The sequence below is a fragment of the Bacillus sp. B1(2022) genome, from assembly GCF_040259625.1.
Lineage (GTDB): Bacteria > Bacillota > Bacilli > Bacillales > Bacillaceae > Bacillus > Bacillus velezensis.
The window spans coordinates 36,929-62,112 of the sequence record NZ_JANIFO010000007.1 but is presented as its reverse complement, the minus strand read 5'-3'; the positions used below and the strand labels follow the sequence as shown (position 1 = coordinate 62,112).

The 25,184-nt window shown below is 46.8% G+C and carries 23 protein-coding genes and 1 other annotated feature; of the genes, 8 read left to right on the top strand and 15 right to left on the bottom strand.

Features of this window, described 5'->3' with window-relative positions; all coding sequences use genetic code 11:
• Positions 1–192: 192 nt before the first annotated feature.
• Together NQS30_RS13430 and opuD are read left to right on the top strand one after the other, a co-directional pair.
• Entirely contained in the window at positions 193–1,458 is a 1,266-nt protein-coding gene (locus tag NQS30_RS13430) for a BaiN/RdsA family NAD(P)/FAD-dependent oxidoreductase (RefSeq protein ID WP_025285134.1), read from the top strand.
• Between the two features lie 179 nt (positions 1,459–1,637).
• On the top strand, positions 1,638–3,173 hold the full coding sequence (gene opuD / locus NQS30_RS13425; protein ID WP_012118228.1) for a glycine betaine transporter OpuD: 1,536 nt from the start codon (positions 1,638–1,640) through the stop codon (positions 3,171–3,173).
• Positions 3,174–3,208: 35 nt separating this feature from the next.
• Here the strand turns inward: opuD and NQS30_RS13420 are convergent, their stop codons facing one another.
• Positions 3,209–3,391, bottom strand: coding sequence for a sporulation protein Cse60 (locus NQS30_RS13420; RefSeq protein ID WP_003152309.1), 183 nt, complete (start codon positions 3,389–3,391; stop codon positions 3,209–3,211).
• Positions 3,392–3,591: 200 nt separating this feature from the next.
• On the opposite strand from NQS30_RS13420, the gene NQS30_RS13415 reads away from it, so the two are divergent.
• Genes NQS30_RS13415 through melA form a run of 5 tightly spaced genes read left to right on the top strand, consistent with a single transcriptional unit; the run spans position 3,592 to position 8,986 of the window.
• Positions 3,592–4,617: a LacI family DNA-binding transcriptional regulator gene (locus NQS30_RS13415; RefSeq protein WP_007408800.1), complete on the top strand. Its 1,026-nt coding sequence runs from the start codon at positions 3,592–3,594 to the stop codon at positions 4,615–4,617.
• Between the two features lie 41 nt (positions 4,618–4,658).
• Positions 4,659–5,936: an ABC transporter substrate-binding protein gene (locus NQS30_RS13410; protein WP_218791328.1), complete on the top strand. Its 1,278-nt coding sequence runs from the start codon at positions 4,659–4,661 to the stop codon at positions 5,934–5,936.
• On the top strand, positions 5,933–6,847 hold the full coding sequence (locus tag NQS30_RS13405; RefSeq protein WP_072589478.1) for a carbohydrate ABC transporter permease: 915 nt from the start codon (positions 5,933–5,935) through the stop codon (positions 6,845–6,847). Before NQS30_RS13410 ends, NQS30_RS13405 begins: the two co-directional genes overlap by 4 nt.
• On the top strand, positions 6,844–7,665 hold the full coding sequence (locus NQS30_RS13400; RefSeq protein WP_072589479.1) for a carbohydrate ABC transporter permease: 822 nt from the start codon (positions 6,844–6,846) through the stop codon (positions 7,663–7,665). The genes NQS30_RS13405 and NQS30_RS13400 overlap by 4 nt, the downstream gene beginning before the upstream one ends.
• A gap of 22 nt (positions 7,666–7,687) precedes the next feature.
• On the top strand, positions 7,688–8,986 hold the full coding sequence (melA, locus tag NQS30_RS13395) for an alpha-galactosidase MelA (protein WP_069006853.1): 1,299 nt from the start codon (positions 7,688–7,690) through the stop codon (positions 8,984–8,986).
• 36 nt (positions 8,987–9,022) lie between these two features.
• On the opposite strand, the gene NQS30_RS13390 is transcribed toward melA, so the two are convergent.
• The 4 genes from NQS30_RS13390 to NQS30_RS13375 all read right to left on the bottom strand — a co-directional run bounded on the left by NQS30_RS13390 (position 9,023) and on the right by NQS30_RS13375 (position 13,185).
• Positions 9,023–9,499 (bottom strand): GNAT family N-acetyltransferase, encoded by a 477-nt coding sequence (locus tag NQS30_RS13390; RefSeq protein ID WP_079891821.1) that lies wholly within the window; start codon positions 9,497–9,499, stop codon positions 9,023–9,025.
• Between the two features lie 84 nt (positions 9,500–9,583).
• Entirely contained in the window at positions 9,584–9,895 is a 312-nt protein-coding gene (locus tag NQS30_RS13385) for a rhodanese-like domain-containing protein (protein WP_038464197.1), read from the bottom strand.
• 115 nt (positions 9,896–10,010) lie between these two features.
• The gene (leuS, locus tag NQS30_RS13380; RefSeq protein ID WP_038459560.1) at positions 10,011–12,425 is read right to left on the bottom strand and encodes a leucine--tRNA ligase; all 2,415 of its coding nucleotides are present in this window, start codon (positions 12,423–12,425) and stop codon (positions 10,011–10,013) included.
• A gap of 108 nt (positions 12,426–12,533) precedes the next feature.
• Positions 12,534–12,747, bottom strand: a binding site (T-box leader).
• Between the two features lie 102 nt (positions 12,748–12,849).
• Positions 12,850–13,185, bottom strand: coding sequence for a DUF4257 domain-containing protein (locus NQS30_RS13375; protein WP_015418038.1), 336 nt, complete (start codon positions 13,183–13,185; stop codon positions 12,850–12,852).
• Between the two features lie 387 nt (positions 13,186–13,572).
• Here NQS30_RS13375 and ytvA point away from each other — a divergent pair, with 387 nt between their 5' ends.
• Positions 13,573–14,358 carry a YtvA family blue-light photoreceptor gene (gene ytvA, locus NQS30_RS13370; RefSeq protein WP_007408808.1) on the top strand — a complete coding sequence of 262 codons (786 nt, stop codon included), beginning with the start codon at positions 13,573–13,575 and terminating at the stop codon, positions 14,356–14,358.
• Between the two features lie 41 nt (positions 14,359–14,399).
• Here the strand turns inward: ytvA and NQS30_RS13365 are convergent, their stop codons facing one another.
• The 10 genes from NQS30_RS13365 to NQS30_RS13320 form a co-directional block, all read right to left on the bottom strand.
• On the bottom strand, positions 14,400–15,584 hold the full coding sequence (locus NQS30_RS13365; protein ID WP_038459562.1) for an MDR family MFS transporter: 1,185 nt from the start codon (positions 15,582–15,584) through the stop codon (positions 14,400–14,402).
• Between the two features lie 195 nt (positions 15,585–15,779).
• Positions 15,780–16,499, bottom strand: coding sequence for a YwaF family protein (locus NQS30_RS13360; RefSeq protein ID WP_218791329.1), 720 nt, complete (start codon positions 16,497–16,499; stop codon positions 15,780–15,782).
• A 107-nt stretch (positions 16,500–16,606) separates the two neighbouring features.
• Positions 16,607–18,547, bottom strand: coding sequence for an FtsX-like permease family protein (locus NQS30_RS13355; RefSeq protein ID WP_218791330.1), 1,941 nt, complete (start codon positions 18,545–18,547; stop codon positions 16,607–16,609).
• Entirely contained in the window at positions 18,544–19,299 is a 756-nt protein-coding gene (locus NQS30_RS13350; RefSeq protein ID WP_007408812.1) for an ABC transporter ATP-binding protein, read from the bottom strand. Before NQS30_RS13350 ends, NQS30_RS13355 begins: the two co-directional genes overlap by 4 nt.
• A gap of 102 nt (positions 19,300–19,401) precedes the next feature.
• Positions 19,402–20,406 carry a sensor histidine kinase gene (locus NQS30_RS13345; RefSeq protein ID WP_218791331.1) on the bottom strand — a complete coding sequence of 335 codons (1,005 nt, stop codon included), beginning with the start codon at positions 20,404–20,406 and terminating at the stop codon, positions 19,402–19,404.
• Complete coding sequence (locus NQS30_RS13340; RefSeq protein ID WP_014305616.1) at positions 20,399–21,094, bottom strand: response regulator transcription factor; 696 nt, start codon at positions 21,092–21,094, stop codon at positions 20,399–20,401. Before NQS30_RS13340 ends, NQS30_RS13345 begins: the two co-directional genes overlap by 8 nt.
• Before the next feature lie 63 nt (positions 21,095–21,157).
• Positions 21,158–22,468, bottom strand: coding sequence for an ABC transporter permease (locus NQS30_RS13335; RefSeq protein ID WP_015240422.1), 1,311 nt, complete (start codon positions 22,466–22,468; stop codon positions 21,158–21,160).
• Positions 22,458–23,153, bottom strand: a complete 696-nt coding sequence (locus NQS30_RS13330; RefSeq protein WP_007408816.1) for an ABC transporter ATP-binding protein — start codon at positions 23,151–23,153, stop codon at positions 22,458–22,460. The genes NQS30_RS13335 and NQS30_RS13330 overlap by 11 nt, the downstream gene beginning before the upstream one ends.
• A gap of 15 nt (positions 23,154–23,168) precedes the next feature.
• Positions 23,169–24,149 carry an ABC transporter permease gene (locus NQS30_RS13325; RefSeq protein WP_218791332.1) on the bottom strand — a complete coding sequence of 327 codons (981 nt, stop codon included), beginning with the start codon at positions 24,147–24,149 and terminating at the stop codon, positions 23,169–23,171.
• Between the two features lie 36 nt (positions 24,150–24,185).
• Positions 24,186–25,172: an ABC transporter permease gene (locus NQS30_RS13320; protein ID WP_218791333.1), complete on the bottom strand. Its 987-nt coding sequence runs from the start codon at positions 25,170–25,172 to the stop codon at positions 24,186–24,188.
• Between the last annotated feature and the right edge of the window lie 12 nt (positions 25,173–25,184).

Sequence of the window (25,184 nt, the reverse complement as noted above, 5' to 3'; positions counted from 1 at the left end):
TTTTCTACGAAGATTCAACTTTTCTATTTTAACACAACTGGGCAATTAGACGGTAATAATTACAGCGGGAAACTTTTTGGGAAAACTCTTTAAAAAACAAAATACGTTTAAGGATTCCCTTTCTTTCGCTATAATAGCAGAAAGCGGACATTTCCGCCTATTATACGTGAAAAAGAAAGTTGTTGATGAAAGATGAAACATTATGACGTGATTGTGATCGGCGGCGGCCCGTCCGGTTTAATGGCTGCGATTGCGGCAGGTGAAGAAGGCGCGGACGTATTATTAATCGATAAAGGAAACAAGCTGGGACGGAAGCTGGCGATTTCCGGCGGCGGGCGCTGCAACGTGACCAACCGCCTCCCCGTTGAAGAAATCATCAAACACATCCCCGGCAACGGCCGCTTTTTATACAGCGCGTTTTCCGAATTTAATAATGAAGATATCATCGCCCTTTTTGAAAAACTCGGCATTCAGCTGAAAGAAGAAGACCACGGACGCATGTTCCCGGTGACGGACAAAGCGCAAAGCGTTGTCGATGCGCTTTTGAACCGATTAAAACAACTGAATGTCACCATCCGCACAAATGAAAAAATCAAAGAAGTGCGGTACGAGAACGGCAGGACAGCGGGCATTACGACAAACAATGACGAACACATTAACGCAGACGCCGTCATTATCGCGGTCGGCGGAAAATCAGTCCCGCATACCGGCAGCACCGGAGACGGCTATGCATGGGCGGAAGCGGCCGGTCATACCGTGACCGAACTCTTTCCGACGGAAGTGCCGGTTACGTCGTCAGAACCGTTTATTAAACAAAAAACACTTCAGGGGCTGTCTCTTAGAAACGCGGCCGTCAGCGTCCTGAATAAAAAAGGCAAACCAATCGTCACACACGTGATGGACATGCTGTTTACCCATTTCGGCTTGTCAGGCCCCGCCATTCTCCGCTGCAGCCAGTTTGTCGTCAAAGAACTGAAAAAGCAGCCAGAGGTCAAACTCCGCATCGATCTGTTTCCCGGCATCAACGAGGAAGAGTTATTTCAAAAGATGCACAAGGAACTGAAAGACGCACCGAAAAAAGCGCTCAAAAACGCGCTGAAGCCGTGGATGCAGGAACGGTACCTGCTTTTTCTTCTGGAACGGAACGGTCTTGATCCGCAGACAAGCTTTACGGAACTGCCGAAGGATCAATTCAGGGCTTTTGTCAAAGACTGCAAACAATTTACGGTTGCCGCTGACGGAACGCTTTCTTTGGACAAAGCGTTTGTCACAGGCGGAGGTGTTTCCGTAAAAGAGATTGAGCCGAAACAAATGGCGTCTAAAAAAATGGAAGGCTTATATTTTTGCGGAGAAATACTCGACATTCACGGCTATACCGGGGGCTACAATATCACTTCAGCCTTTGTCACAGGGCGTCTCGCCGGTTTGAATGCAGGACGTTTCTCACGCTCGCTCTAAATGGTTTAAAGCGCATTTACCTGAGCGTCCCCGTTGATAATTGACCAAAAACATGATAGAGTTTTCTGCGTTTTGTTTCACCTGATAGAGGGAATAGGAAGAAAGGAATGATCTGCAATCGTACGACCATACTAAAACAAAATGGCGTATTGAAAAAAATAGTCAGAGGGTGAGAACGTTTGAAGAAGAACATCTCCAGTGTTTTTTGGATTGTGATTGTCATCACAGCCGCTGCGGTTTTATGGGGGGCCATTTCTCCTGACAGCCTGCAGCAAGTCACTGATACGGCACAAAAATTTATTACGGATTCTTTCGGCTGGTATTATCTGCTGGTCGTTTCTATATTTGTCGGTTTCTGTCTCTTTCTCATTGTGAGCCCGATCGGCACAATAAAACTCGGAAAACCCGGGGAAAAACCGGAATTCGGCTTATTATCATGGTTTGCCATGCTTTTCAGCGCGGGCATGGGAATCGGTTTGGTATTTTACGGGGCTGCGGAACCGATCAGCCATTACGCCATCAGCTCTCCCTCAGGTGAAACAGAAACGCCCCAAGCATTTCGTGATGCGCTCCGGTACACATTTTTCCACTGGGGGCTGCACGCTTGGGCCATCTATGCGGTCGTCGCTTTATGTATTGCATATTTTCAATTCAGAAAAGACGCGCCCGGTTTAATCAGCAGCACACTGACACCGCTTTTGGGCGATAAAGTAAACGGGCCGATCGGCAAAGCGATTGACTGTATCGCCGTGTTTGCGACCGTTGTCGGTGTGGCGACAAGCTTAGGGCTCGGAGCGACTCAGATCAACGGCGGTCTGCATTATTTATTCGGCATTCCGAAAACATTTTCCATTCAGCTGATCCTGATCGCTGTCGTGACCGTGTTATTTTTGATTTCTGCGTGGAGCGGAATCGGCAAAGGGATTAAATACTTAAGCAATACCAACATGGCGCTCGCGGCTATTTTAATGATCTTTATGCTCATTGCAGGCCCGACGGTGCTGATTATGAACTCATTTACCGATTCTATCGGCCAATACATACAAAATATCGTGCAGATGAGCTTTCGCTTGTCTCCGAATGATCCCCAAAAGCGCGAATGGATTAACAGCTGGACCATTTTCTATTGGGCCTGGTGGATATCCTGGTCGCCGTTTGTCGGCATTTTTATCGCCCGTGTATCAAGGGGCCGGACGATCCGGGAATTTTTAATCGGGGTATTGGTGACACCTTGTATATTGGCTTTCTTATGGTTTGCGATCTTCGGTGTATCCGCGATGGATCTTCAGCAGAAAGGCGTATTCAATGTCGCGGGAATGTCAACGGATACGATGCTGTTCGGCGCACTCAGCCACTATCCGCTGACAATGGTGACATCCGTATTAACGCTTGTTCTGATCGCTGTATTCTTTATTACATCAGCGGATTCAGCGACATTTGTGCTTGGAATGCAAACGTCTTACGGCTCTTTAGACCCGTCAAACCGGGTGAAAATCATCTGGGGCGTCATCCAGTCCGCCGTGGCAGCGGTTTTGTTATATTCCGGCGGTCTGGCCGCACTGCAAAACACGGCCATTCTCGCCGCGGTTCCGTTTTCAGTCGTGATCCTTCTGATGATCGTGTCTCTGTACAAGTCATTAGCGAGCGAGAGAAAAGGAATCAAACAAGCGGAGAAATACCAAAAACCAAGAAGTCCCCGCGTCAAAAAAGCATAATGAACAACGAAGCCCGGCATTTCGTCCGGGCTTTTTTATTTTCGGTATAAAATGAGAGCGGAAAAACAATAAAGCTGCTCACCTTCAGGATCACAGGCCGCCGCTACCGTATATTTAATATCAACGAGCTGTTCATCAGAAATCCCCTTTAAAAATGTATTGACTTCAGTCTGCAGATCCTTTTCATGCTCCTCATCAAAAACAGCTATCTTCAGCACATCACCCTCTCCTTTCTCTATCAATTTATTCCGGTTCAATTGAAATATGATAGAGAAAAACAGATTTTCTTTTTTACTGATTTTTACTAAAAGTATCCAAAAATAGTTGTTGAAAACGCTTACTCTCGTATGATAATATCATTTTAACAATAACCAGGTCATTTCTGTTTAGTAAATATTTAGTAAAAAGGAGATGCGAAATGGTCCGTCTCAAAGATATTGCCTTACAGGCATCTGTATCCAGCGCGACAGTATCGAGAATTTTGAATAAGGATGACTCTTTGGCTGTGACTGATGAAACAAGAGAAAAAGTTCTGAGGATCGCCGATGAGCTGGGCTATCAGCCGTCGGCAAAAAGACGGAAGAACCGCAGCCGCAGCGATTCAGCGCCCCTGATCGGCGTTGTCAGCTGCCTGTCACCGGAAGAAGAACGGCAGGATCCTTATTTTTCGGCGATCCGAAAAGGCATTGAGGAAGAATGCTTTCGGCAAAAAATTTTTATCACATCTTCTATCCATCTCGGTTCTTTTCAAGAGCATATGTTTCACGAACTGGACGGCGTCATCGTCATCGGCAGCCTGCAAGACGAGGCGCTTACGAATATCAGCGCCGCTTTCAGGCACGCGGTATTTGTTAACGGCACCCCCGATCCCGCCCGCTACGATTCCGTCAGCGTGGATTTTTATGCCGCAGCGCAAAAGGCGATAGAACATCTTCTGTCGCTCGGTTACCAGCGGCTCGGTTATATCGGCGGCCGAGAGCGGGAGCATACCGTCATAGACGGTGTAAACAGCAATAAAACGATTGAGGATAAGCGTCTGACCGCTTTCTTACAAATGGCCGGCGCCGAGCCGGAGCATGTACTGATCGGCGAATACAGCATGCACGAAGGGTTCCGGCTGATGAATGAAGCCATCAAAGGCGGAAGTCTCCCCGATGCCTTTTTTATCGCAAGTGATTCGATGGCTGTCGGCGCTTTAAAGGCCTTGCAGGAAGCCGGCCTTCAAGTCCCGCGCGATACGGCGGTTGTCAGCTTCAACGGAATTGATGAGGCAGAATACGCCAGCACGCCGTTATCAACGGTAAAAGTATACACGGAAGAGATGGGCCGGACGGGTGTCAAATTGCTTCTCGACCGTTTAAACGGCAGAACCGTCCCGCTGGCCGTGACGCTCCCCACTTCATTGATTGTCAGACAAAGCTGCGGCTCACAAGAAAGGAGGTGACGTGTCCCGCAGCGTTTATATCATATTTAAAGGAGGAAAAGATGAAACGCTTACTGGCTTTGTTTCTTTCTTTTACTTGCATGATACTTCCCGGCTGCTCGGCAGAACAGAGCGGCGCCGGAGAAAAGCAGAAAACATTGACAGTCTATTCCACCATATCCTCAGACAGCGAACGCGCCGTATTCAGAAAGTTGGCTGATTCATTCCAAAAAGAACATCCGGACATTCAAGTAAACGTTCATTTCCCAGGCAATGACTACGAAAATATGATGAGGGTCCGAATGGCAGCCGGTGACATGCCCGACCTTTTCGACACACACGGCTGGGCCAAAATCCGCTACGGAGAATATACCGCCGACCTCAGCGGCATGTCTTGGACGAAGCGGCTCGATCCGAATTTAAACAGCATGCTTAAAGACGCCAAAGGCAGAATATACGCCTTCCCTCTGAATCAGGCAAAGGACGGACTGGCCTACAACCGCACGTTGTTGGAAAAATACAGAATCAAACCGCCGGAAACAATGGATGATTTTATGAAGGCATTGAGACAGATTAAAGAAAAAAGCGGCGGAACAGTCACCCCCTTCTGGTTTGCCGGCTATGAGAAAAGCTCATTTGCCCAATATTACGATCAATTCGCCGCACCGCTTCTCATCACAGATCCCGCACACCGTTACAAAAAACAACTGTTAAACGGAACCTTCCGCTGGACACACTTCACCTATTTATCTGACAAACTGAAAGAGATGCAAAAGGAAAACCTGCTCAATATAGATGCCGTGACGGCAAAACGGTCCCAGCTCATTGAACTGATGGCGCAAAACAAAATCGCCTTTACGCTGCAGGGCGGCACCCTCGGCCAAGACGTCGCTCAAATCAATCCGAAGGTAAAAGTCGGCATCATACCGACCCCGGCCGTCCACAAGGGAGACGCGCCGGTTTGGATCGGAGGCGAACGTTACACGCTGGCGGCATTCAAGGATTCCCCGCGGCTTAAAGAAGCGAAACAGTTTATCGCATTTATGGCCCGACCCGAGCATGCAAAATCAATTGCCGAAGCGACCTCGCTTCCAGCCGGATTAGTGAATGTGCAAACGGACATTTTCTACGCAAATGACTATAAGCGCTATCAGCATATTAAGGTGCAGCCTTATTTTGACCGCCTTTATTTGCCGAACGGAATGTGGGATGTGATGGGAACAGCCGGGCAGGAGCTGATGGCCGATATCTTAACCCCCGCTGAAATTTCAGCGAAACTCGGCAGTGAATATAAGCGGCTCCGGCTTCAATCTGATTCACAGGGAGCTGAAAAAGAATGAGTGATCTTGCAAGAGAAACCCAAGGATTTCAACATCAAAAGCCGGTAAAATCCGCGTCACTATGGTGGATGTACGTTCCCGCTCTTGCCACGGTTTTTATTTTCATGATTTTTCCGTTTGTCAAAGGCGCTTTTATCACATTTACAAACTGGAACGGCTTCTCACAGACGTATCAATGGGTGGGAGTCACTCAATATAAAAGGCTTTTTACAGATCCGGACACGTGGCTTGTTGTGAAAAACACTTTGCTTTACGGCATCGGAAGCACTTTATTTCAGAATATGCTCGGACTTTTATATGCGCTGCTTTTGAATCAGAGCTTAAAAATGAAGGCGCTCACAAGAACGATCGTCTACTTGCCCGTCATTATCAGTCCGCTGATAATGGGATACATTTGGTATTTTATTTTCTCATATGACGGGGGTGCGCTGAATGATGTACTTGGCGCACTGGGAATCGGTCCTGTCAACGCCTTGGCAAGCCCTGCGGCAAACCCGTGGATTATCGTCATGATTAACACGTATCAATACGCAGGCATTGCGATGATTGTATATTTGGCGGGGCTGCAAAGCATTCCGAAAGATTATTACGAAGCCGCAAAAATGGATGGCGCTGGAGGTCTTCAGCCGTTTTTCACCATCACCCTGCCTTTATTGATGCCGGCTGTCACCATCAACATGGTCATCAATATCATCGGCGGACTGAAGCTGTTTGATGTCATTTTCGCGCTGACCGCAGGCGGGCCGGGCAATTCCTCTCAATCGATGTCGACGTTTATGTATGATTTATATTTTAAACGGCAGGATGCGGGATATGCCGCCGCCCAAGGCGTGTTTATGTCCGTCATGATTCTTGTCATCAGCTTTTCGGCGCTCGTGTATTTCAAGCGAAAGGAGACGGAAATGTCATGAAAACAGCCCGAATGCAGATTTTTACGCTGTTGGCAGCCGTTATCTCGTGCATTCATATTGTCCCCTTTTATATTTTGCTGACCACGTCATTAAAAGCAAAAGGAGACTACAGTTCAAAATGGTCGCTGCCATCCGCCTTTTCTTTTCAAAATTTTCGTGAAGCATGGGAACGTGCCTCTCTCGGGCAATCCTTTCTGAACACGATCATCATTACAGCCGTTTCCGCCGCCTTGTTAATTTTCATGGGTTCGCTTGCCGCATACCCGCTTGCAAGAAGAAATACAAAGCTGAACAAAATCGTCTTCGGCCTTTTGATTTCAATCATGATCATCCCGCCTTTGACTTCCATGGTTCCTTTATACAAGATGGTCGCTGATGCGGGGCTGATCAATACGCATGCCGCAGCCATTCTCATTAATACGGCTGCATATATGCCGCTGACCGTTTTCTTATATTCAGGGTTTATCCGCTCTTCCATTCCGAAAGAGCTTGAGGAAGCCGCCAGGATGGACGGCGCGGGATTGATCAGGACTTTTTATACAATCGTGTTTCCTTTGTTGAAACCGATTACCGCAACGGTCTGCATTATGTCCTGCGTGTTTATCTGGAACGATTACCAATTTGCGATTTTCTTTTTACAAGATCAAAAGGTGCAGACATTGACCGTGGCCATGGCGGGATTCTTCGGCGAAAATGCGAACAATCTTCACTTAGTCGCCGCAGCCGCAATTATGGCGATGCTGCCGATGGTCGTATTGTTTTTGGCGCTTCAAAAATATTTTATCTCAGGGCTGTCCTCCGGGGCGGTCAAAGGCTGAGAAGAAAAGGGAGGAATTTCTGTTGAAGAAAATTACGTTTATCGGAGCGGGGAGCACGATTTTCGCAAAAAATGTACTGGGGGACTGCTTACTGACTGAAGCATTAAACGGGTTTGAATTCGCGCTTTATGATATTGACGCTGTACGGCTGAAAGAATCCCAGCTCATGCTGGAAAACATGAGAGACCGCTACAATACGAGTATATCCATCATCTCCTACGATGACCGAAAACAGGCGCTTACACACGCCGGCTATGTGATAAACGCCATTCAGGTCGGCGGTTATAAACCCGCGACGGTCATTGACTTTGACATCCCGAAGCGGTACGGTCTCCGCCAGACGATTGCCGATACCGTCGGAATAGGCGGCATTTTCCGTTCCCTTCGCACCATCCCCGTTTTATTTGACATCGCAAAAGATATGGAAGAGGTCTGCCCGGATGCGTGGCTGTTAAACTATACAAATCCGATGGCCTCTCTGACCGGAGCGATGCTCAGACATACAAATGTCAAAACGGTCGGCCTGTGCCACAGCGTCCAGGTATGTACCAGAGATCTGTTTGACTCACTCGGCATGGATCACGAAGGGACGGAAGAACGCATTGCCGGCATTAACCATATGGCTTGGCTTTTGGAGATTAAAAAAGACGGAATTGATTTATATCCTGAAATTAAAAAACGGGCACGCGAAAAACAAAAGACGAAACATAAGGACATGGTGCGGTTTGAGCTGATGGATAAATTCGGCTGCTACGTAACGGAATCATCTGAGCATAATGCCGAATATCACCCGTATTTTATAAAAAGCCGGTATCCGGAGCTGATAGATGAACTCCAAATTCCGCTTGATGAATATCCGAGGAGATGCGCGGAACAAATCAACAATTGGGAAACGATGAGAGACGGCATCATCAACAACCAAAACCTGACGCATAAACGCTCAAAAGAATACGGTTCGAGAATTATTGAAGCGATGGAGACGGGCAAACCGTTCACATTCGGCGGCAATGTGCTGAATACCGGGCTGATACCGAATCTGCCGGCGAAAGCGGTCGTTGAAGTGCCTTGCACAGCCGTCAAAAACCACATTATGCCATGCTATTCGGGCGAACTTCCCGAGCAGCTCGCGGCGCTCAACAGAACAAACATTAACACACAGCTTCTAACCATCGAAGCGGCCGTTACATTAAAAAAGGAAGCCGTATATCAGGCGGCCATGCTTGACCCGCATACGAGCGCTGAGCTTTCCATGAATGACATCATATCTTTGTGCGATGACTTATTTGAAGCGCACAAAGACCGGCTTCCGGCTTATCACTGATCATTCGCGTTCCGGTCCTGGGCGGGCCGGACGCTTTTATATGTTCAGTACCAGTTTGACCGTCTGTAAAGTGTGTCCTTTAAAATCTTCTTCAAATTCACATACCCATTGAAACCCTTTCGCTTGATAAAAGGATAAGGCAATGCGGTTCTCTTTTTCTGCATGGACATAAAGCTTTTTTACCCCGCCGGACTGCCTGATGCATTCTTTAAGGAGTGCCGTGCCTATCCCGTTTCCCTGGCAATCCGGGTCAATATAGATGGCGGTCAGCTCCGCATTTCCGTCTTTTTGAACCGGGGTGGCATTTGCAAAACCGAGCACTCGCCCCTCTTCTTCTGCCACAAAGAACAGAGAATGCAAGAGCCGGCGTTCCATCATCTCATCCTGATAGGCGGATTCGAGAAACTGATCCTGAATGTGTCTGGGAATAATCCCTTCATACGTATGATGCCAGCTTCGTTCTGCGACTTGCCGGACCTGTTTGATATCGTTTGTTTTCATCGCGCGGATCATCGGTTTCACCTGATTCGCCTCCCGTTTTTTTATAAAAAAAGAAGAAAAAGACGCACGTCCCTTTTCTTCTTTCACTTCAAAGCGTTATTTCTTCGGCTTTGTTTCGCCTTCCCACTCCAGCATGCCGCCTTCAACATTAACCGTACGGAAGCCCTGCTCATGTAAATACATACAAACGTTCATGCTTCTTTTTCCGGAACGGCAGATAAATACATATTCCTTGTCCTTGTCTAACGCATCCATCTTCTCAGGGATGTCCCCCATGCGGATGTGAACGGCCTCCGGAATCATTCCTTCGGCAACTTCTTCATCTTCTCTGACATCAATCAGATACAGCTCTTCTCCCGCTTTTAATTTTTCTTCCAGTACGGCTGTGCTGATTTCATTTATTTTCAATGTGTGACACTCCCATTCATCTTTATGGTGTTAAGTATACCAAAGCCCGCGGTGCAATTTCTATGATAGAGGCTGATAAAAAAGCCCCTCTCTGTAGGAGAGGGGCTTCGTCCGGTCAGTTTGCCACGATATTGACAAGCTTGCCCGGTACGGCAATGATTTTTCGGATCGTTTTTCCTTCAAGCTGCTCTTTTACTTTTTCGTCAGCTTGTGCGAGCTGTTCTAACGCTGCTTTATCAGCATCAGCCGGAACCATTAATTTCGCTTTTACTTTTCCGTTCAGCTGGACGACGATTTCAACTTCATCATCCACCAGTTTTGATTCGTCATATGCAGGCCAAGCCTCGTATGCAATCGAACCTTCGTGGCCAAGTTTTTCCCACAGTTCTTCAGCCAAATGCGGCGCAATAGGAGAAAGCAGCTTCACAAAACCTTCAATATATTCTTTCGGCAGTTCATTCGCTTTGTAAGCTTCATTAATGAAGACCATCAGCTGAGAAATGCCCGTGTTAAAACGAAGGGCTTCGAAGTTTTCTGTCACTTTCATGACCGTTTCATGATAGACGCGCTCAAGAGTTTCGCCTGCGCCTTCTGTCACTTTGCCCGTCAGCTCGCCGTTTTCCTCGATAAACAAACGCCATACGCGGTCAAGGAAGCGGCGCGCTCCGTCAAGGCCTGATTCAGACCAGGCGATAGATGCATCAAGCGGCCCCATAAACATTTCGTACAGGCGGAGCGTATCTGCTCCGTGAGACGCCACAATTTCATCCGGATTGACGACGTTTCCGCGGGATTTACTCATTTTTTCATTATTTTCCCCGAGAATCATTCCTTGGTTATACAGCTTTTGGAACGGTTCTTTCGTCGGCACGACACCGATATCGTAGAGGAATTTATGCCAGAAACGCGCGTACAGAAGGTGAAGCACGGCATGCTCTGCTCCTCCGATGTAAATATCAACGGGCAGCCATTTATCCAGTTTCTCAGGTGAAGCGAGCTGATCCGGATTTTTCGGGTCGATAAAGCGGAGGAAATACCAGCAGCTTCCCGCCCATTGCGGCATCGTGTTCGTTTCTCTTCTGCCTTTTTTGCCCGTTTCAGGATCAGTGACTTCCACCCACTCTTTAATGTTGGCAAGCGGTGATTCACCTGTTCCGCTCGGTTTGATTTCATCGGTTTTCGGCAGAATCAGCGGCAGCTCTTCCGCCGGAACGGCTGTTGACGTGCCGTCTTCCCAATGAATAACCGGAATCGGCTCGCCCCAATAGCGCTGGCGGCTGAACAGCCAATCACGCAGACGGTATGTCACTTTTTTCTCACCGTTTTTCGTTTCTTCAAGCCAGGCGATCATTTTTTCAATCGCTTCCGCTTTATTCAGTCCGTTCAGAAAGCCGGAATTGACATGCTCTCCGTCTCCCGTGTACGCTTCTTCTTCCGTGTTTCCGCCTTTTACGACTTCTTTGACAGGCAGGCTGAACACTTTTGCGAATTCAAAATCACGTTCATCATGCGCCGGCACGGCCATTACAGCGCCTGTTCCGTAAGAGGCGAGGACATAATCCGCTATCCAGATCGGCAGCTTTTCCCCATTTGCAGGGTTTACGGCATATGCGCCCGTGAAGACGCCCGTTTTTGTTTTCGCAAGATCCGTCCGTTCCAGGTCACTTTTCGCCTGAACTTCTTTAACATAAGCGTCTACCGCTTCTTTTTGTTCAGGCGTCGTGATGGCCTCCACAAGCTCATGCTCAGGAGCCAGTACGGCATAAGCCGCGCCGAACAGCGTGTCCGGTCTTGTCGTAAACACGGTAAACGTGTCATCAGTGCCGTCGATCGCGAAATGCACGTTTGCGCCTTCTGAGCGTCCGATCCAGTTGCGCTGCATGTCTTTAATGCTTTCCGGCCAGTCAAGGTCTTCTAAATCTTCAAGAAGCCTGTCCGCATAAGCGGTGATTTTCAGCATCCATTGTCTCATCGGGCGGCGTTCAACCGGATGGCCGCCCCGCTCGCTTTTGCCGTCAATGACTTCTTCGTTCGCAAGCACCGTTCCGAGCGCCGGGCACCAGTTGACCGGCACTTCGTCTACGTAAGCGAGCCCTTTTTCGTACAGCTTGGTGAAGATCCACTGCGTCCACTTGTAATAGTCCGGATCAGTCGTATTGATTTCACGATCCCAATCATATGAAAATCCGAGCGATTGAATCTGGCGGCGGAAATTATCTATATTTTGTTTTGTGAACTCGGCCGGATCATTCCCCGTGTCAAGCGCGTATTGCTCGGCAGGAAGCCCGAACGCGTCCCATCCCATCGGATGAAGCACATTGTATCCTTGCATGCGTCTCATGCGCGAAAGGATATCGGTTGCCGTATAGCCTTCCGGATGTCCGACATGAAGGCCGGCTCCTGAAGGATACGGGAACATGTCAAGCGCGTAAAACTTCGGCTTGTCATTCTCTTCACTGACGGCGAACGTTTTATGATCCAACCAGTAATTCTGCCATTTCTTTTCTATTTTTTCATGCTGAAAACTCAACGTAAAAACCTCCTTCTGATTGAATACGGCGTATGTAGTCCAAGTATTGACGGGATGAGAAAGATTATATTCAGATTATTCTAAAACTAAAAAAACTCCCTCATCCCAAAAAGGGACGAGAGATTTTTATTTCCCGCGGTACCACCCTCGTTAGCGCGGTTTTGAGCCGCACTCACTTGATACTTTTAACGCAGTTATGCGTCAGCGGTTTTGCCGCTGCAACTCTGAGGCGAGTTCGGAAACAGACTTGATTGACTTGCACCGGCCGTCAACTCTCTGATTGCAAAATCTGCTTCTTACTGCTCCTCTTCACTGTTCTTATCGCTACCGTAATCTTACCTGTATTTTATAGAATTCTGTTCATAAGTGCAAGCAGGTTTGTATACAATGGGAATGTACCCGGAACGGGTCATGAGCGGGGATATTATTTTGATGGAGGATTTTTTTGCTGGTGTGGTTTTGCTTCGGCCGAATCACTGTTTTGTTCTCTGACAAAATCAAAGCTCCTGAGAACAGCTTCTCCGCCGTAGCCTGCGATTATGGATAAGATGACGAGTTGAATTCCTGAATCGGGGTCAGCGGATAAGACAAGTAAGATGGAAGCAGCCATTCCGATAAAACCATCTTCCAAAAAACCGAGATAGATAAACCGCTTTGTCATTCTGGGTTTCTCCAGCCTGCCTCTCTTTTTCACATGACCGAGAACCCCCATGATTCCTCCAATTACACAAGCAATTATTACCTGATGCAGCATCTTCATCACCTTCCTAAAGCCCTTATTTAGTAAAGCGACTTCAGGCCATCCAGCCCCCTTACGAATACGATGATTTTCGATATCTACATACCGGCGATTGAGCAGGAAAGTAAAAAGCTTGTTTCTTCCATTATATGTGAACACATGATCGGTAAGCTTGATGCATTAGATTCATTTTTCACCCAGTGACAATGACCTAGTCACTTACTTAGCGATGATGTGCCTTCCCTTTATATATTCAGTGTATATGAGGACAAGCCCGAATGACAAATTGCAAACTTCGGCTGCTTGAATCAGAACATATGTTATGCTACGGTTACTGTAGATTCATTTAAAAAGGGGAGAAACACGGCTGAAAAAGCGCGCAGCTTTACGGCCAAAAGGGGGTTTTACATGGCTGACTCAAATGTATTCGGAAAACTGGAGCAGCTGGAGCTTATCAAAAAGGCGCTTGATCACGCACGCATCGGCGTGGTGATTACAGACCCCTCTCTTGAGGACAATCCCATCATATATACAAATCAGGGATTTATGGATATGACAGGCTACTCTTCCGAAGAGATATTAGGTAAGAACTGCAGATTTCTGCAAAGCAAAGAAACCGACCGTCAACAAGTCGCGAAAATCAGAAAGAGCTTAACCCAGAAAGAAAAGATCACGGTGCGGCTGAAAAACGTCAAAAAAGACGGCACCCCATTTTGGAATGAACTCAACATTGATCCTCTTTATGTTGAAGACAAGCTCTATTTTGTCGGTTTTCAAAAAGACATTACAGAGCAGAAAGAATACGAAAAGCTCCTTGAGGATTCCCTCACAGAAATCACGACGCTGTCAACACCGATTGTTCCGATCCGAAACGGCATCTCCGCTTTGCCGTTAGTGGGAAACTTAACGGAAGAACGATTTGATTCAATTGTGACAACTTTGACAGACATATTAACCGCATCTAAAGATGATTACTTAATTATAGACTTATCAGGTCTGGCCGAGGTAAACGAACAGACCGCAGACCGGATTTTCAAATTGCACCACCTGCTTAAATTAATCGGCACAGAATTGATTATCACCGGTATCAAGCCTACCCTCGCCATGAGAATGAATCAGCTTGATGCCAGCTTTTCTTCATTAAAGACATATTTAAACGTTAAGGACGCCGTCAACGTGCTTCCGGTCGTATAAACAAAAAAATCCCGCCGAAACAGCGGGATTTTTTTATGTCGTCATCGCACTTGGACGTTTTGTTTATTAACGGTTTTCAGGCGTTTGTCGTACAGCACCGTCGCTGCGATGCTGACAACAAGAAGCACCATCAGGATCAACAGCAGCACGCTCATTCCGTACTGATCAACCAGCACGCCGCCAAGGAGCGGCCCGATCATTCTGCCGCCCGTCGCCGCACTGTTGACGAATCCTTGGTAAAATCCTTCTTTCCCCTTAGGCGCAAGCTGATTGGCAATGGTAGGCACGGCAGGCCAGACAAGCATTTCTCCGACGGTTAAAATCACCATTGCGGTGAGGTACATCGGAAATTGCTTGGCGCTGAGAAGCACGCCGAACGAGACGATAAAAATACAAAAGCCGATGACCATCTGCGTTTTTAACGCACCGGACCATTTTTTCAGAACAGCTCCCATGAGAGGCTGTCCGGCGACAATTAATATTCCGTTTACGGTCCAGAGCACACTGTATAATGAAAGCGGCATACCGATGCTTTGAGTATGTGACGCAACGGTTGTGGACCACTGCGAATAGGCAATCCACCCGAGAACATACCCGCCGCTCAATATGAGAAGCGCCGTAAATTTCGTTCTGCTGCTGACAGGCTCGTAGTCCAGAACAGAAACCTGGCTCGCATTTTGGGTTTTGATATTTCGAAACCCGAAAAATACGATAAGGAAAAACAGCACATACAGCAAAGCATTGGCTAAAAACACGTACGTAAACGAGTACGCCGCAACCATCCCGCCGAGTGCCGAGCCCACGGCGACACCTGCGTTCTGAGCTACATAGATCGCATTAAAAGCTCTCCGCCCGCCTTCTTTCCATACCGCTCCCGCCATGGCGTAGCTGGCCGGAAACACGATACCGGAACCGAAGCCGACAATGATGAGCAGCCAAATATAAACGGGCCATTGATGAAACAGAACGAGTCCGAGAAGACTTGCCAATGTGATCATAATGCCCAGCATAATGGATTTGAATCCGCCGATTTTATCAAACAAAAATCCGCCGCATAAATTCCCCGCCACACTGGCCCCGGAATTCAGCATCAGAACAACCCCCGCAACAGTCAGCGATTTCCCTAAATGATTATGAATATAGATCGTATTAAGCGGCCACAAAAAAGATGCGCCCGTCACATTGATAAACATTCCGATGATTAATATCTTCAAAGCGCGCGGCATACCGATCCCCCTCTCTCTATAAAAAACCCCATGAAAAAACGGAAACCGCAAGCCGCGGCTCCGTATCGAACACGTTATCATAGCACATTCATTCTATCGCCGCGGACGTCTTTTTTCAACATCAGAATCTGAAAAAAATAATGCCGGAATGTTGAAAAAATTACAAATGATTGGATTCACAAAAACAGGCCGGCCTCATGCTCTTTTCCTCAGCAGCCAAAACAGAATATACAGAATGAAAAAGCTCATTATCACCGCCGCTTCCATTGATAGAAGATACCACAGCCAAGGTCCGAAAACGTTCAGAAGCGAAGCGGTCTTCGGTTTTTTCATTAAATATAAGTAATTTGCATTCAGCACACGATCAATAAAAAAGACACACGCCCCGTACAGATTTACGATCAGCACCGATACCCACAGTCCGCGCGCCGACGGTCTGTACTTTTCTGCAGCGGCCATGAATAGACAGGTAAGAAAAACACAGCCGTGGGAGATGAAAAACACGATGTACCGAAAATGAGGGAAAGAATACGCCCCTAAATCAGGTGTTGCCATCGCCTGTACGGCGCTGCCCAAACCGGCAAAATAGAGGAAGGCGAACAGTTTTTTGCTTTTTGTCATGACCATCAGCATTGCCAAATAGACGGAAAGGTCGCTCAGCTGCAGCGGCAGAGCTGTTTTCAGCGACCAGGCATGATGACAAAGCAGCCATATATGATAGCTGATCTGCGACACGGCAAGGAGAATGAACAGTACATAGCGGAAAACGCGATTCGACCGGCCGTAGTTGAGCTTTTTCCGGAATACGATCACGCCCGCCCCCAGCAATCCGATGATCAACAGCGTGAAAATGTGTTCCTTGGAAAAAAGATGAAAGGCTCCTGTTTCAGATTTCAATTGAAAATACTTCTGCATAAGGCTCCCCCGCGCGAGAAAATGACGTATGTCTATTCTTTTAAAAATCGCTTTCTTCTATTCATACAAAAAAAGCCTCCGCTTATGCGGAGGCTCCTCAACTTGTTTTACAAGGCGGATTGAATGACCTTTTTATAGTATAGCACCGACAGCATGCCGAAGATGGAGTACAGCAGCGTATACAGCGCCATGACGATGATCATCGGCGTCCACACTTCCGTTCCGAATAAAAACCATCCTGACTGAACGGCAAAATAGCTGTGGAACAGCCCGAGAATGAGCGGAATCCCGAAATGATACGCCTGCTTCCGGCGGATGCCTTTCAGCAGATCTCCCGTTGTGAAGCCGAGCTTCCGCAATATCGTGTAATCAGCCTTCTCATCCTCACACTCGCCCATTTGTTTAAAATAAAGGATACAGCCTGAGGTGATCAGAAAGGTTAATCCTAAAAACCCGACAATAAACATGACCAGCCCCATGTTTTTCTTTTGCGTGTCAGCCGTTTCAAATTGTGAAAGCGCACCGTCTGAATAGTGCTGCGCCTGAAACAGACCATCAGCTTTTTGGATGTCCTCTTCACGTTTGAGTGTAATGCCGAAAAACCGATTTGATTTTCCCTGAATGGACGGGTCGATATCTTTCTCGATCCGGTCGAATACCTGCTGCGTGACGATAACGGTCGGCAGCCCTCCGCTTGTAAATGTATATGACAGAAGGAAGTCGTTCTTCAAGCCCTTATACGCCAGCGGTATTTTATCCGTTTTGCCGTTTATATCAATGGATCCTGACGTTTTCAGGTCGAGAAATCTTTTCATCATATCATTATATCCGGTAAACACGGCTTCTCCGTCAGAAAGCTCCGTCCCTTCTGCGTCTTTCTCGCTAATAATCGGCAGCGCCAAGCTGGACGGGTCTTGTTGAAAGCTTTTCATGTCGCCGTTTATGATGTTCTTCATATTGACACCGGCTTGAATGGTCTTGATTGTTTTCACTTTGTGTTCAATTCCGTTTTTCTTCAATAAAGCGGTAAATGAGCCAGTCTCCTTTTGGTTATCAAACGCAAAGTCCGCGGCTGTATTTTGCTCAGCCGATTTTTCCGCGGAATAGTACGAGATATAGCTTAAAGACAGCAAACCGATTGCCAGCGCCGAAAGAGTCGTAATAATCGTCAGCAGGACGGCGTTTGACTTCATCCGGAACATGATGGATGACAAAGACAGCACTTCACTGACATTCAGATACCCGCCTTTTGATTTCCGGATGAGATTTGCCAGAAAGCTGACCGAACCTTTATAAAACAGATAGGTTCCGATAATGACCGAGCCGAGAATAAACACCATGGCCGAAAACAGTTCATTCATGCTCGTAAAACTGCCTCCGAATAAATCCGCGGACACGGCATAGCCGGCGATAATGGCCGCAATACCGACAACACCGATCGACATCTGCACCCAAGAAAGCCGTCTTATGCCGCTTTCTGACGATGACGCGGTTTTAAATAAAGACAAAATGCTTTGCCGTTTAATAAATAAGTAATTCATCATCATAATCAGCACGTAAATCGCCCCGAACACAATTAACGTCTGAACGAGCGCCTTGCTTGAAAAAAACAGTGAGACAGAGGCTTTCACACCGACTGTATGAAACAGCATCATCATACATAATTTCGAGAGAGAAAAGCCGGCAAAAATACCGATCCAAATCGATCCGAAATACAAAATGAAATTTTCTGTGCTGAGTATGCGGAAAATGTGCATTTTCGTCATGCCGATTAATCGGAATAAGCCGATTTCCCGGCCGCGCCGTTTAATAAAAATGGTGTTGGCGTATAAAAGAAATACCGACACGATCGCCACAAGCAGTACAGAGGCGGCCCGGATTGCCGCCGCTCCTTTTATGGAGCTTTTCATTTCATCAAGCGCCGGATCGTATTGCATCGTGACAAACGCGAAATAAAGGGCGGCGCTGAACACCAGCGCAAAAACGTAAAGGTAATAGTTTTTCAAATTCTTTTTCAGGTTCTGGAAGATCAAATGATGAATACTCATGCCTGAACCCCGCCCAATACACTTTGCGTTTTCATAATATCCTGAAAAAAGTCCGGTCTGTCCTGGCCGCCTTTATTCAGCTGTGTATACACACGGCCGTCTTTAATGAAAACCACACGTCCGGAATAGCTGGCGGCAACCGGATCATGCGTCACCATCACAATGGTGGCGCGGCGTTTTTGATTCAGGCGGCTGAGTTTATTCAGTAAATCCATGGCAGCCTTTGAATCGAGCGCTCCGGTCGGCTCATCAGCAAAAATAATGCCCGGCTCGTGAATAACAGCTCTTGCGGCAGACGTCCGCTGTTTTTGCCCGCCGGAAATTTCACTCGGATACTTATGTCGCAAATCATAGATCCCAAGCTCCTCTGCCGTCTCGGCAAATCGCAGGTCCGCCTCTTTCTTAGACATTTTCGTAATGGATAACGGCAGGAGTATGTTTTCTTTCACGGTCAGGGTATCCAATAAATTATAATCCTGAAAAATAAAGCCGAGATGCCGTTTTCTGAATTCGGCAAGCTGTTTTTCTTTCATGGATGTAATCTCCGTCTCATTCAGTTTAATGGTGCCCGCGCTCACTTTATCAATGGAGGAAAGCACATTCAAAAGGGTCGTTTTCCCTGATCCCGACGGGCCCATAATGCTGACGAATTCCCCTTTGTGAATCTGAAGATCAATTCCTTTCAGCACCTCTTGTTTATTCAGCTTGTTTCCGTAGCTTTTTTGGATATTGCCTGCTTCTAAAATCATCACGTTCTGATTCTCCTTTTACATTGGTTATCTTTATTTTAAAAACAGAAGCCGTTTTTTTCGTTTGATTAAGCGAACAAAAGAGAAAAGCATGTGACACTTTTGTCACACGCTGAACATGCTGACGGCATCGTTCTGTTTCGGAAACACCAAGGTAAAAACCGTGCCGCTTTCCGGCTCAGAGCGCACGCTGATCCGGATGAGAAGCGGAGCCGCGGCTTTTTGAGCCAAATACAGGCCCATCCCCGTTGACGCGTGATCACGCCTCATTCGCGTCGAGGTAAATCCCTTTTCAAAAATGCGCGGAAGATCTTTGGGCTCGATGCCGATGCCGCGGTCTTCGATATCCACATGCACCCGGCCGTTTTGTTCATAGCTTTTTACGGTAATGTCATCCGCCTCACTGTATTTGACGGCATTGCTTAACAGCTGCCTGATGATGAAGGAAAGCCATTTTCCGTCACTGTGAACGTCTGGTGAATCAAGCTGAATGTCAAACCCGATCCCTTTTTGTATACACCAAGATTGCAGATTTTTAATTTCTTTGAAAACGAGCGGTCTGAGCTGAATTCTCTGGAATAATAAATCATTTTCAATAAAGGACAATCGTTTCTGATGAAGCTGCTGGTCCAGGAGATGGTGAATCCGCAGCCATTCATACAGCAAAGGGGCTTTCAGCGGCTGTTCATCAAGGCGCTCGATCATGAGATGCATCGCTGTCAGCGGTGTTTTGACCTCGTGAATCCACGACATCAGATCGTCCTTTTCATGCTCTGACGCCGCCTGAAGATCAAGTGAGCTTTTTCTTAACTGCTCTGTCTGCCCTTCAATGCTTTCTTCAACGATAGACTCAAACGGACTGTCAGGCGCTTTAAGGTAAGACATGTCTAAATTGGCGTCCCACTCTCTTAAGCTTTTATAATAGGCGGTCTCTTTACGATAGCGGAACAAGAGAAATACAAGAAACACAAGAAGCGACAGGTAAACGAAATACAGCACCGAAAAAAACGGAATAGACGGATCAATATATGCCGCAAAAAGGAGCACAGCCTGCTGCAAAAGAAACATCGCGATCCAGCTCTTTCTTTCGAGCAGAAATGATTTAATCATAAAGACCGTCTTCTTCCTTTGCGATGTATCCCTGCCCCACCTTGGTTTCAATCATTTTCCCGATGCCTAATTGATCGAGTTTTTTCCGCAGACGATTGACATTCACCGTCAGCGTATTATCACTGACGAAACGCTCATCATTCCATAGGCTTCTGATGAGTTCTTCCCGGCTGACGATTTTATTTTTCTGCTCAGCCAGCAGTTTTAAGATCAGCATTTCGTTTTTGGTCAGCTCGACCGAACCGTTTTTACGGCTGACCGTGTTGGTTTCTGTGTCAATGACCGCCCCGCACCATCTTTTCATCAGCGCCGGTTCTGTGCCGTATTGATGCACACGGCGGAACACCGCCTGTATTTTCGCGATTAACACATCAAAGTGAAAAGGCTTCTGAATAAAATCATCTGCCCCGAGCTGCATCGACATGACCATATCCGCGGGATGATCGCGCGAGGACAAAAAGAGAATCGGCACGTTTGATTGGGAGCGTATCATTCTGCACCAATGAAAGCCGTCAAATTTCGGCAGCTGTACATCAATGATCACCAAATCAGGCTTGATTTCGGTAAACTCCCGGATGACCCGGCTGAAATCTTTTATTCCGTGCACCGCAAATGACCAGCCCGTTAATCTCTCTTTCATCTCGTGAAATAAAGTGTTATCATCTTCTATTAACAAAATGTGAAACATGGTATCCGCCCTTTTCTGATAGATAGAGGAAAAACCGGCTGATGTCCAGCCGGCTTTTTTCCTTTACAGTTCTCTTCTTAATGCGGTCAGAACGTTGGTTTTTGTCGCTTTGCGGGCCGGATTCATACCGGAAATCACCGCGACCCCCGCACAAATGACAACTGCGATCACAACGAGGCTGAGCGGGATATAGGAGAAGGTATAATGAAGATCTTCGGCTCCGGTGTTTCCCCCTACCGCTTTCAAAATAACCGGCACAGCCAGATTGACGGCAAAACTCACTCCGTAAGAAATGATAATCCCGATGACAGAACCTAATATCCCGATATAGGCGCTTTCCATCAGGAACATTCTGCGGATGATGGACGGGCTTGCGCCGATCGCTTTCATAATCCCGATTTCCTGCGTTCGTTCCGTCACCGCCATCGTCATCGTATTGAAAATACCGATGGCAGAAATCACGACGGCGATAAAGCCGACAAAGATCAGGCCGATTTTAAAGACAAGGAAAAAGGTGTTGACGCCCTTCAGCTCGGTAGTGACAGATCTGACATAAAAGCCGTCATCCGTGAGGTCATGGGTAAGCTGATCGACATGATCGAATTTGTCCGCATACACATTAATGCTTTTTTCCGCATTTCCATTCTTCAGATCCAAGAATGTTGAGAAGTCTTTCTTGAATTGATCACTCACAAAAATATTTGTATCCTCCATCCAATCTTGGGACGGTTTTTTTGTAATTCCGACTACTTTAAAGTCGTACGTTTTCGTTTTCTCAACGTCTCCGTCTTTGTTTGTTTTGGAGATGCTCAGCTGTATCGTTTTATTAAGCAGGTCTTTCGTATAGCCTTTTGGTTTTTTCACCTCCGACATGTCGCCTTGGTGATCATTTAACTCTTTGTCGTAAGCGTCAGCCTCTTTTTTCGTCAATAGGTTCTTCGCAAAATCATAGCCGACCACGATTTCATTCTCTGTGCGTGCGACTCTTCCCTGATCAAGCTCCATATTGGCTTTGACTTCATCGTTCATGTTTGTCAGCACAATGGCTGAATCTTCATTTGTTCGGTTTCCCAATGACGCTTTGTTCGGTTCATACACTTGTGTTCTTTCAACGACAGACTTGACATTTTTATACTTTTCCAAGTCTGATTTCTTCACGGCTTTTCCGTTCTCTTGGCCGAGCACATTGATTTCCGTAACAATCTGCTGGCTCATCGTAATGTCTGTAATCGTTTTTTGGATGCCGAATCCGACGGAAGCCAGCACTACTAAAAACGCGCACGCCATTGTCGTCGCCAGCACCGTCATGAAAACACGCAGCCGGTTTTTCTTCATATTTCTTCTGATAAAGTGAATCTGATCCTTAAATCTCAACAGTAACGCCCCCTTTTAATACACCGTCATGCAGCTGGAATTTTGAATGCGCGATCGAAGCGACTTCATCGTCATGCGTAATGATGACAAATGTAATCCCGCGCTCCCGGTTCAGCTGCTGAATTAACGCAAGCACCTCAAGTTCCGTTTCTGAATCAAGGCTTCCCGTCGGCTCATCAGCTAAAATAATTGACGGATTTAAAATCAGGGCTCTTGCGATACTGACACGCTGCTGCTGGCCGCCTGACAGCTCATTCGGATAATGATTCGCATGATTCTCAAGTCCGACCCGTTTCAGCATGTCCGCGACTTTCTGCTTGCGTTCAGACGGTTTGACGCCTTTTAAGGCAAGCGGCATTTCAACATTTTCATAGGTTGTCAGACTCGGAATGAGCTGAAAGCTTTGAAAAATAAAGCCGAAATGCCCGAGGCGGAACTGCGCCCACTCTTTTTCACTGAAGCCCGTCACATCAGTGCCGTTAATGACGATACGGCCCTTCGTCGGCGCTATGTATCCGGATATTAAATTCAGAAGCGTTGATTTTCCGGAACCGCTCCGACCGACGATACAGGCAATTTCCCCTTTTTCAACGGTCAAAGAGACATCCTTCAATACCGGAACCTCACTCTCTCTGCCTTTCCTGCCGATTTTAAATGAATGATCAATATGCTGTACTTCTATCACGTACACCACTCCCCCTTATATCTGTTTCGTTTTTTTATAGATGAAGTAATAACTGATGAAAAACCCGATAACCGCGCCGATAAGCATGCCGAATATGTAACCGGTATACGAACCGTTATAAGCATATCCGCATACCCCCGCACTTCCCAGCATACTGAGCACCATGACGAGCACTTGAATGGTGCGTTCAATGTGTTTGCTTAGGATAAAATGTCCGCTTCGTTCACTCGGCATTTTCAGGAAATTCACATAACCGAATAGATAGAAACAACATCCCATTAATGCGGAAATTAACAATGCGTGTTTCATGTAATACATCCATGATGTATGGATGTAAGCGGCAGGCATGAAATAGATCAGAAATCCGCTCCAAGGGAAATCAATATCCGGCACAGCCTGCCTGCCAAAAAGGAACTCAGCGTTTAACAGGTAAATCGTCATAACCACGATCGGAAAGACGGAAACCGTGAACGCTGTGATCAGCTGCGCCGCTAAATTGCCCGTTATCGTGCCGGCAGCTGTCACTAATGCATAAATCATCAAGCTGATGACCAGCATCCCTGCGCTGAACGATTGAAAATGATGGACAGCGTCAGGATTAAGCGCTAGAAACAATATGTCAGATACTCCGTAAGAAACAAACTGCGAGCCGGCTAACACGGCTGCTCCCAAGAAAAACTTCGTATGAAATATCCGGCTTCTCGAATACGGAAGACTCAGTGTAAACATCCTTTCAGCCCGGCCTCCTCTTATCAGAAAAAGCCCCATCATAACCGGAGGAATGAAATGCAGCCCGATCAAATTCCGATTGCTGTAATCAATACTGAACGTACAAACTGAACCTGAATATTGATGAAGCGCACTCAAACAATCCTTATAGTGAAAATACTCATTTATAATTGCCAAAGGGCCTAAAATAGCTAAGAACCCCGCTGTAAGAAGCAGCAGCATCTGCCGCTGCTTCCATTCTTTATAAAGCAAACCGCTAATCGGCACCTTGCCTTCCTCCAAACTGTTCATTCTCAAACAGATCTACATATGCTTTGACTTCCTGTAAACCGTAAAATAACTGATGAAAAACCCGATAACCGCGCCGAAGATAATGCCGGCTAAATAGCCGAACATCGTGTCTGTGACCCCATATCCGAAAACGCCGAAACCCATAACAGCAAAGGCAATCACCAAGATCTGCACCGGACGGTCCAACTTACTCCAAAGAAAGAATCTGTCGTTCCGTTCATTCGGGTGTTTCAGAAAGCTGACATAACCGATCAGATAAAAGACAAGGCTCATCACAATCGGAATGATTAAAACCAAATCCCTTTCTCTGATCCAGTCGTTAAACACATATCCAATAGGGGTTACAAATATAAAAAGACGGGATTCGATATAACTGCTGATAAAAGAAAATTGATCTCCCACACTAATATCGAAAACGACCTCCAAATTCGCGGCCGGCAGACCGATGAGTAAAAAGGGCAGAACCGTTACTGTAAACGCCGTTAACAGCTGGGCGAATATCTGTCCCGTTAATGCGCCGGATGCCATTAACAAGGCGTAAGCCATAAAACTGATGACAATCATTCCGATTGAAAAATGATCAAAATCGTACGTATGGCTCGGTTTCAGCAAAGATATCAGCAATGACGCCGCTCCATAGCCTATCGCCTGAGGAACAACAATGACTGCTGCGCCGAGCCAGAATTTCGTCTGAAAGATTTGGCCTCTGCTGTAAGGCATGCTTAACAAAGCATCCATCGTTCCCTTTGTCCGTTCCAAGCCTAATAAGAAGACGGCAATGATGACACTCACAATCCAGCTGAAGGAAAGAGGCGACCCATTCGTATAATTGACAACGAATTCACAATCTTGAAGAGCTTGGTTATTCAAACATTCTTGATATGTTGAGTAGTTGTTATAAACCAAAAAAGGGTTTGCCGCCATTAAAAGAATGCCGCTGCATAAAAACAACCACTGATTTTTCTTCCATTCTGTGTACAACAATCCCCGCGGTATCATTCCGGTCCTCCT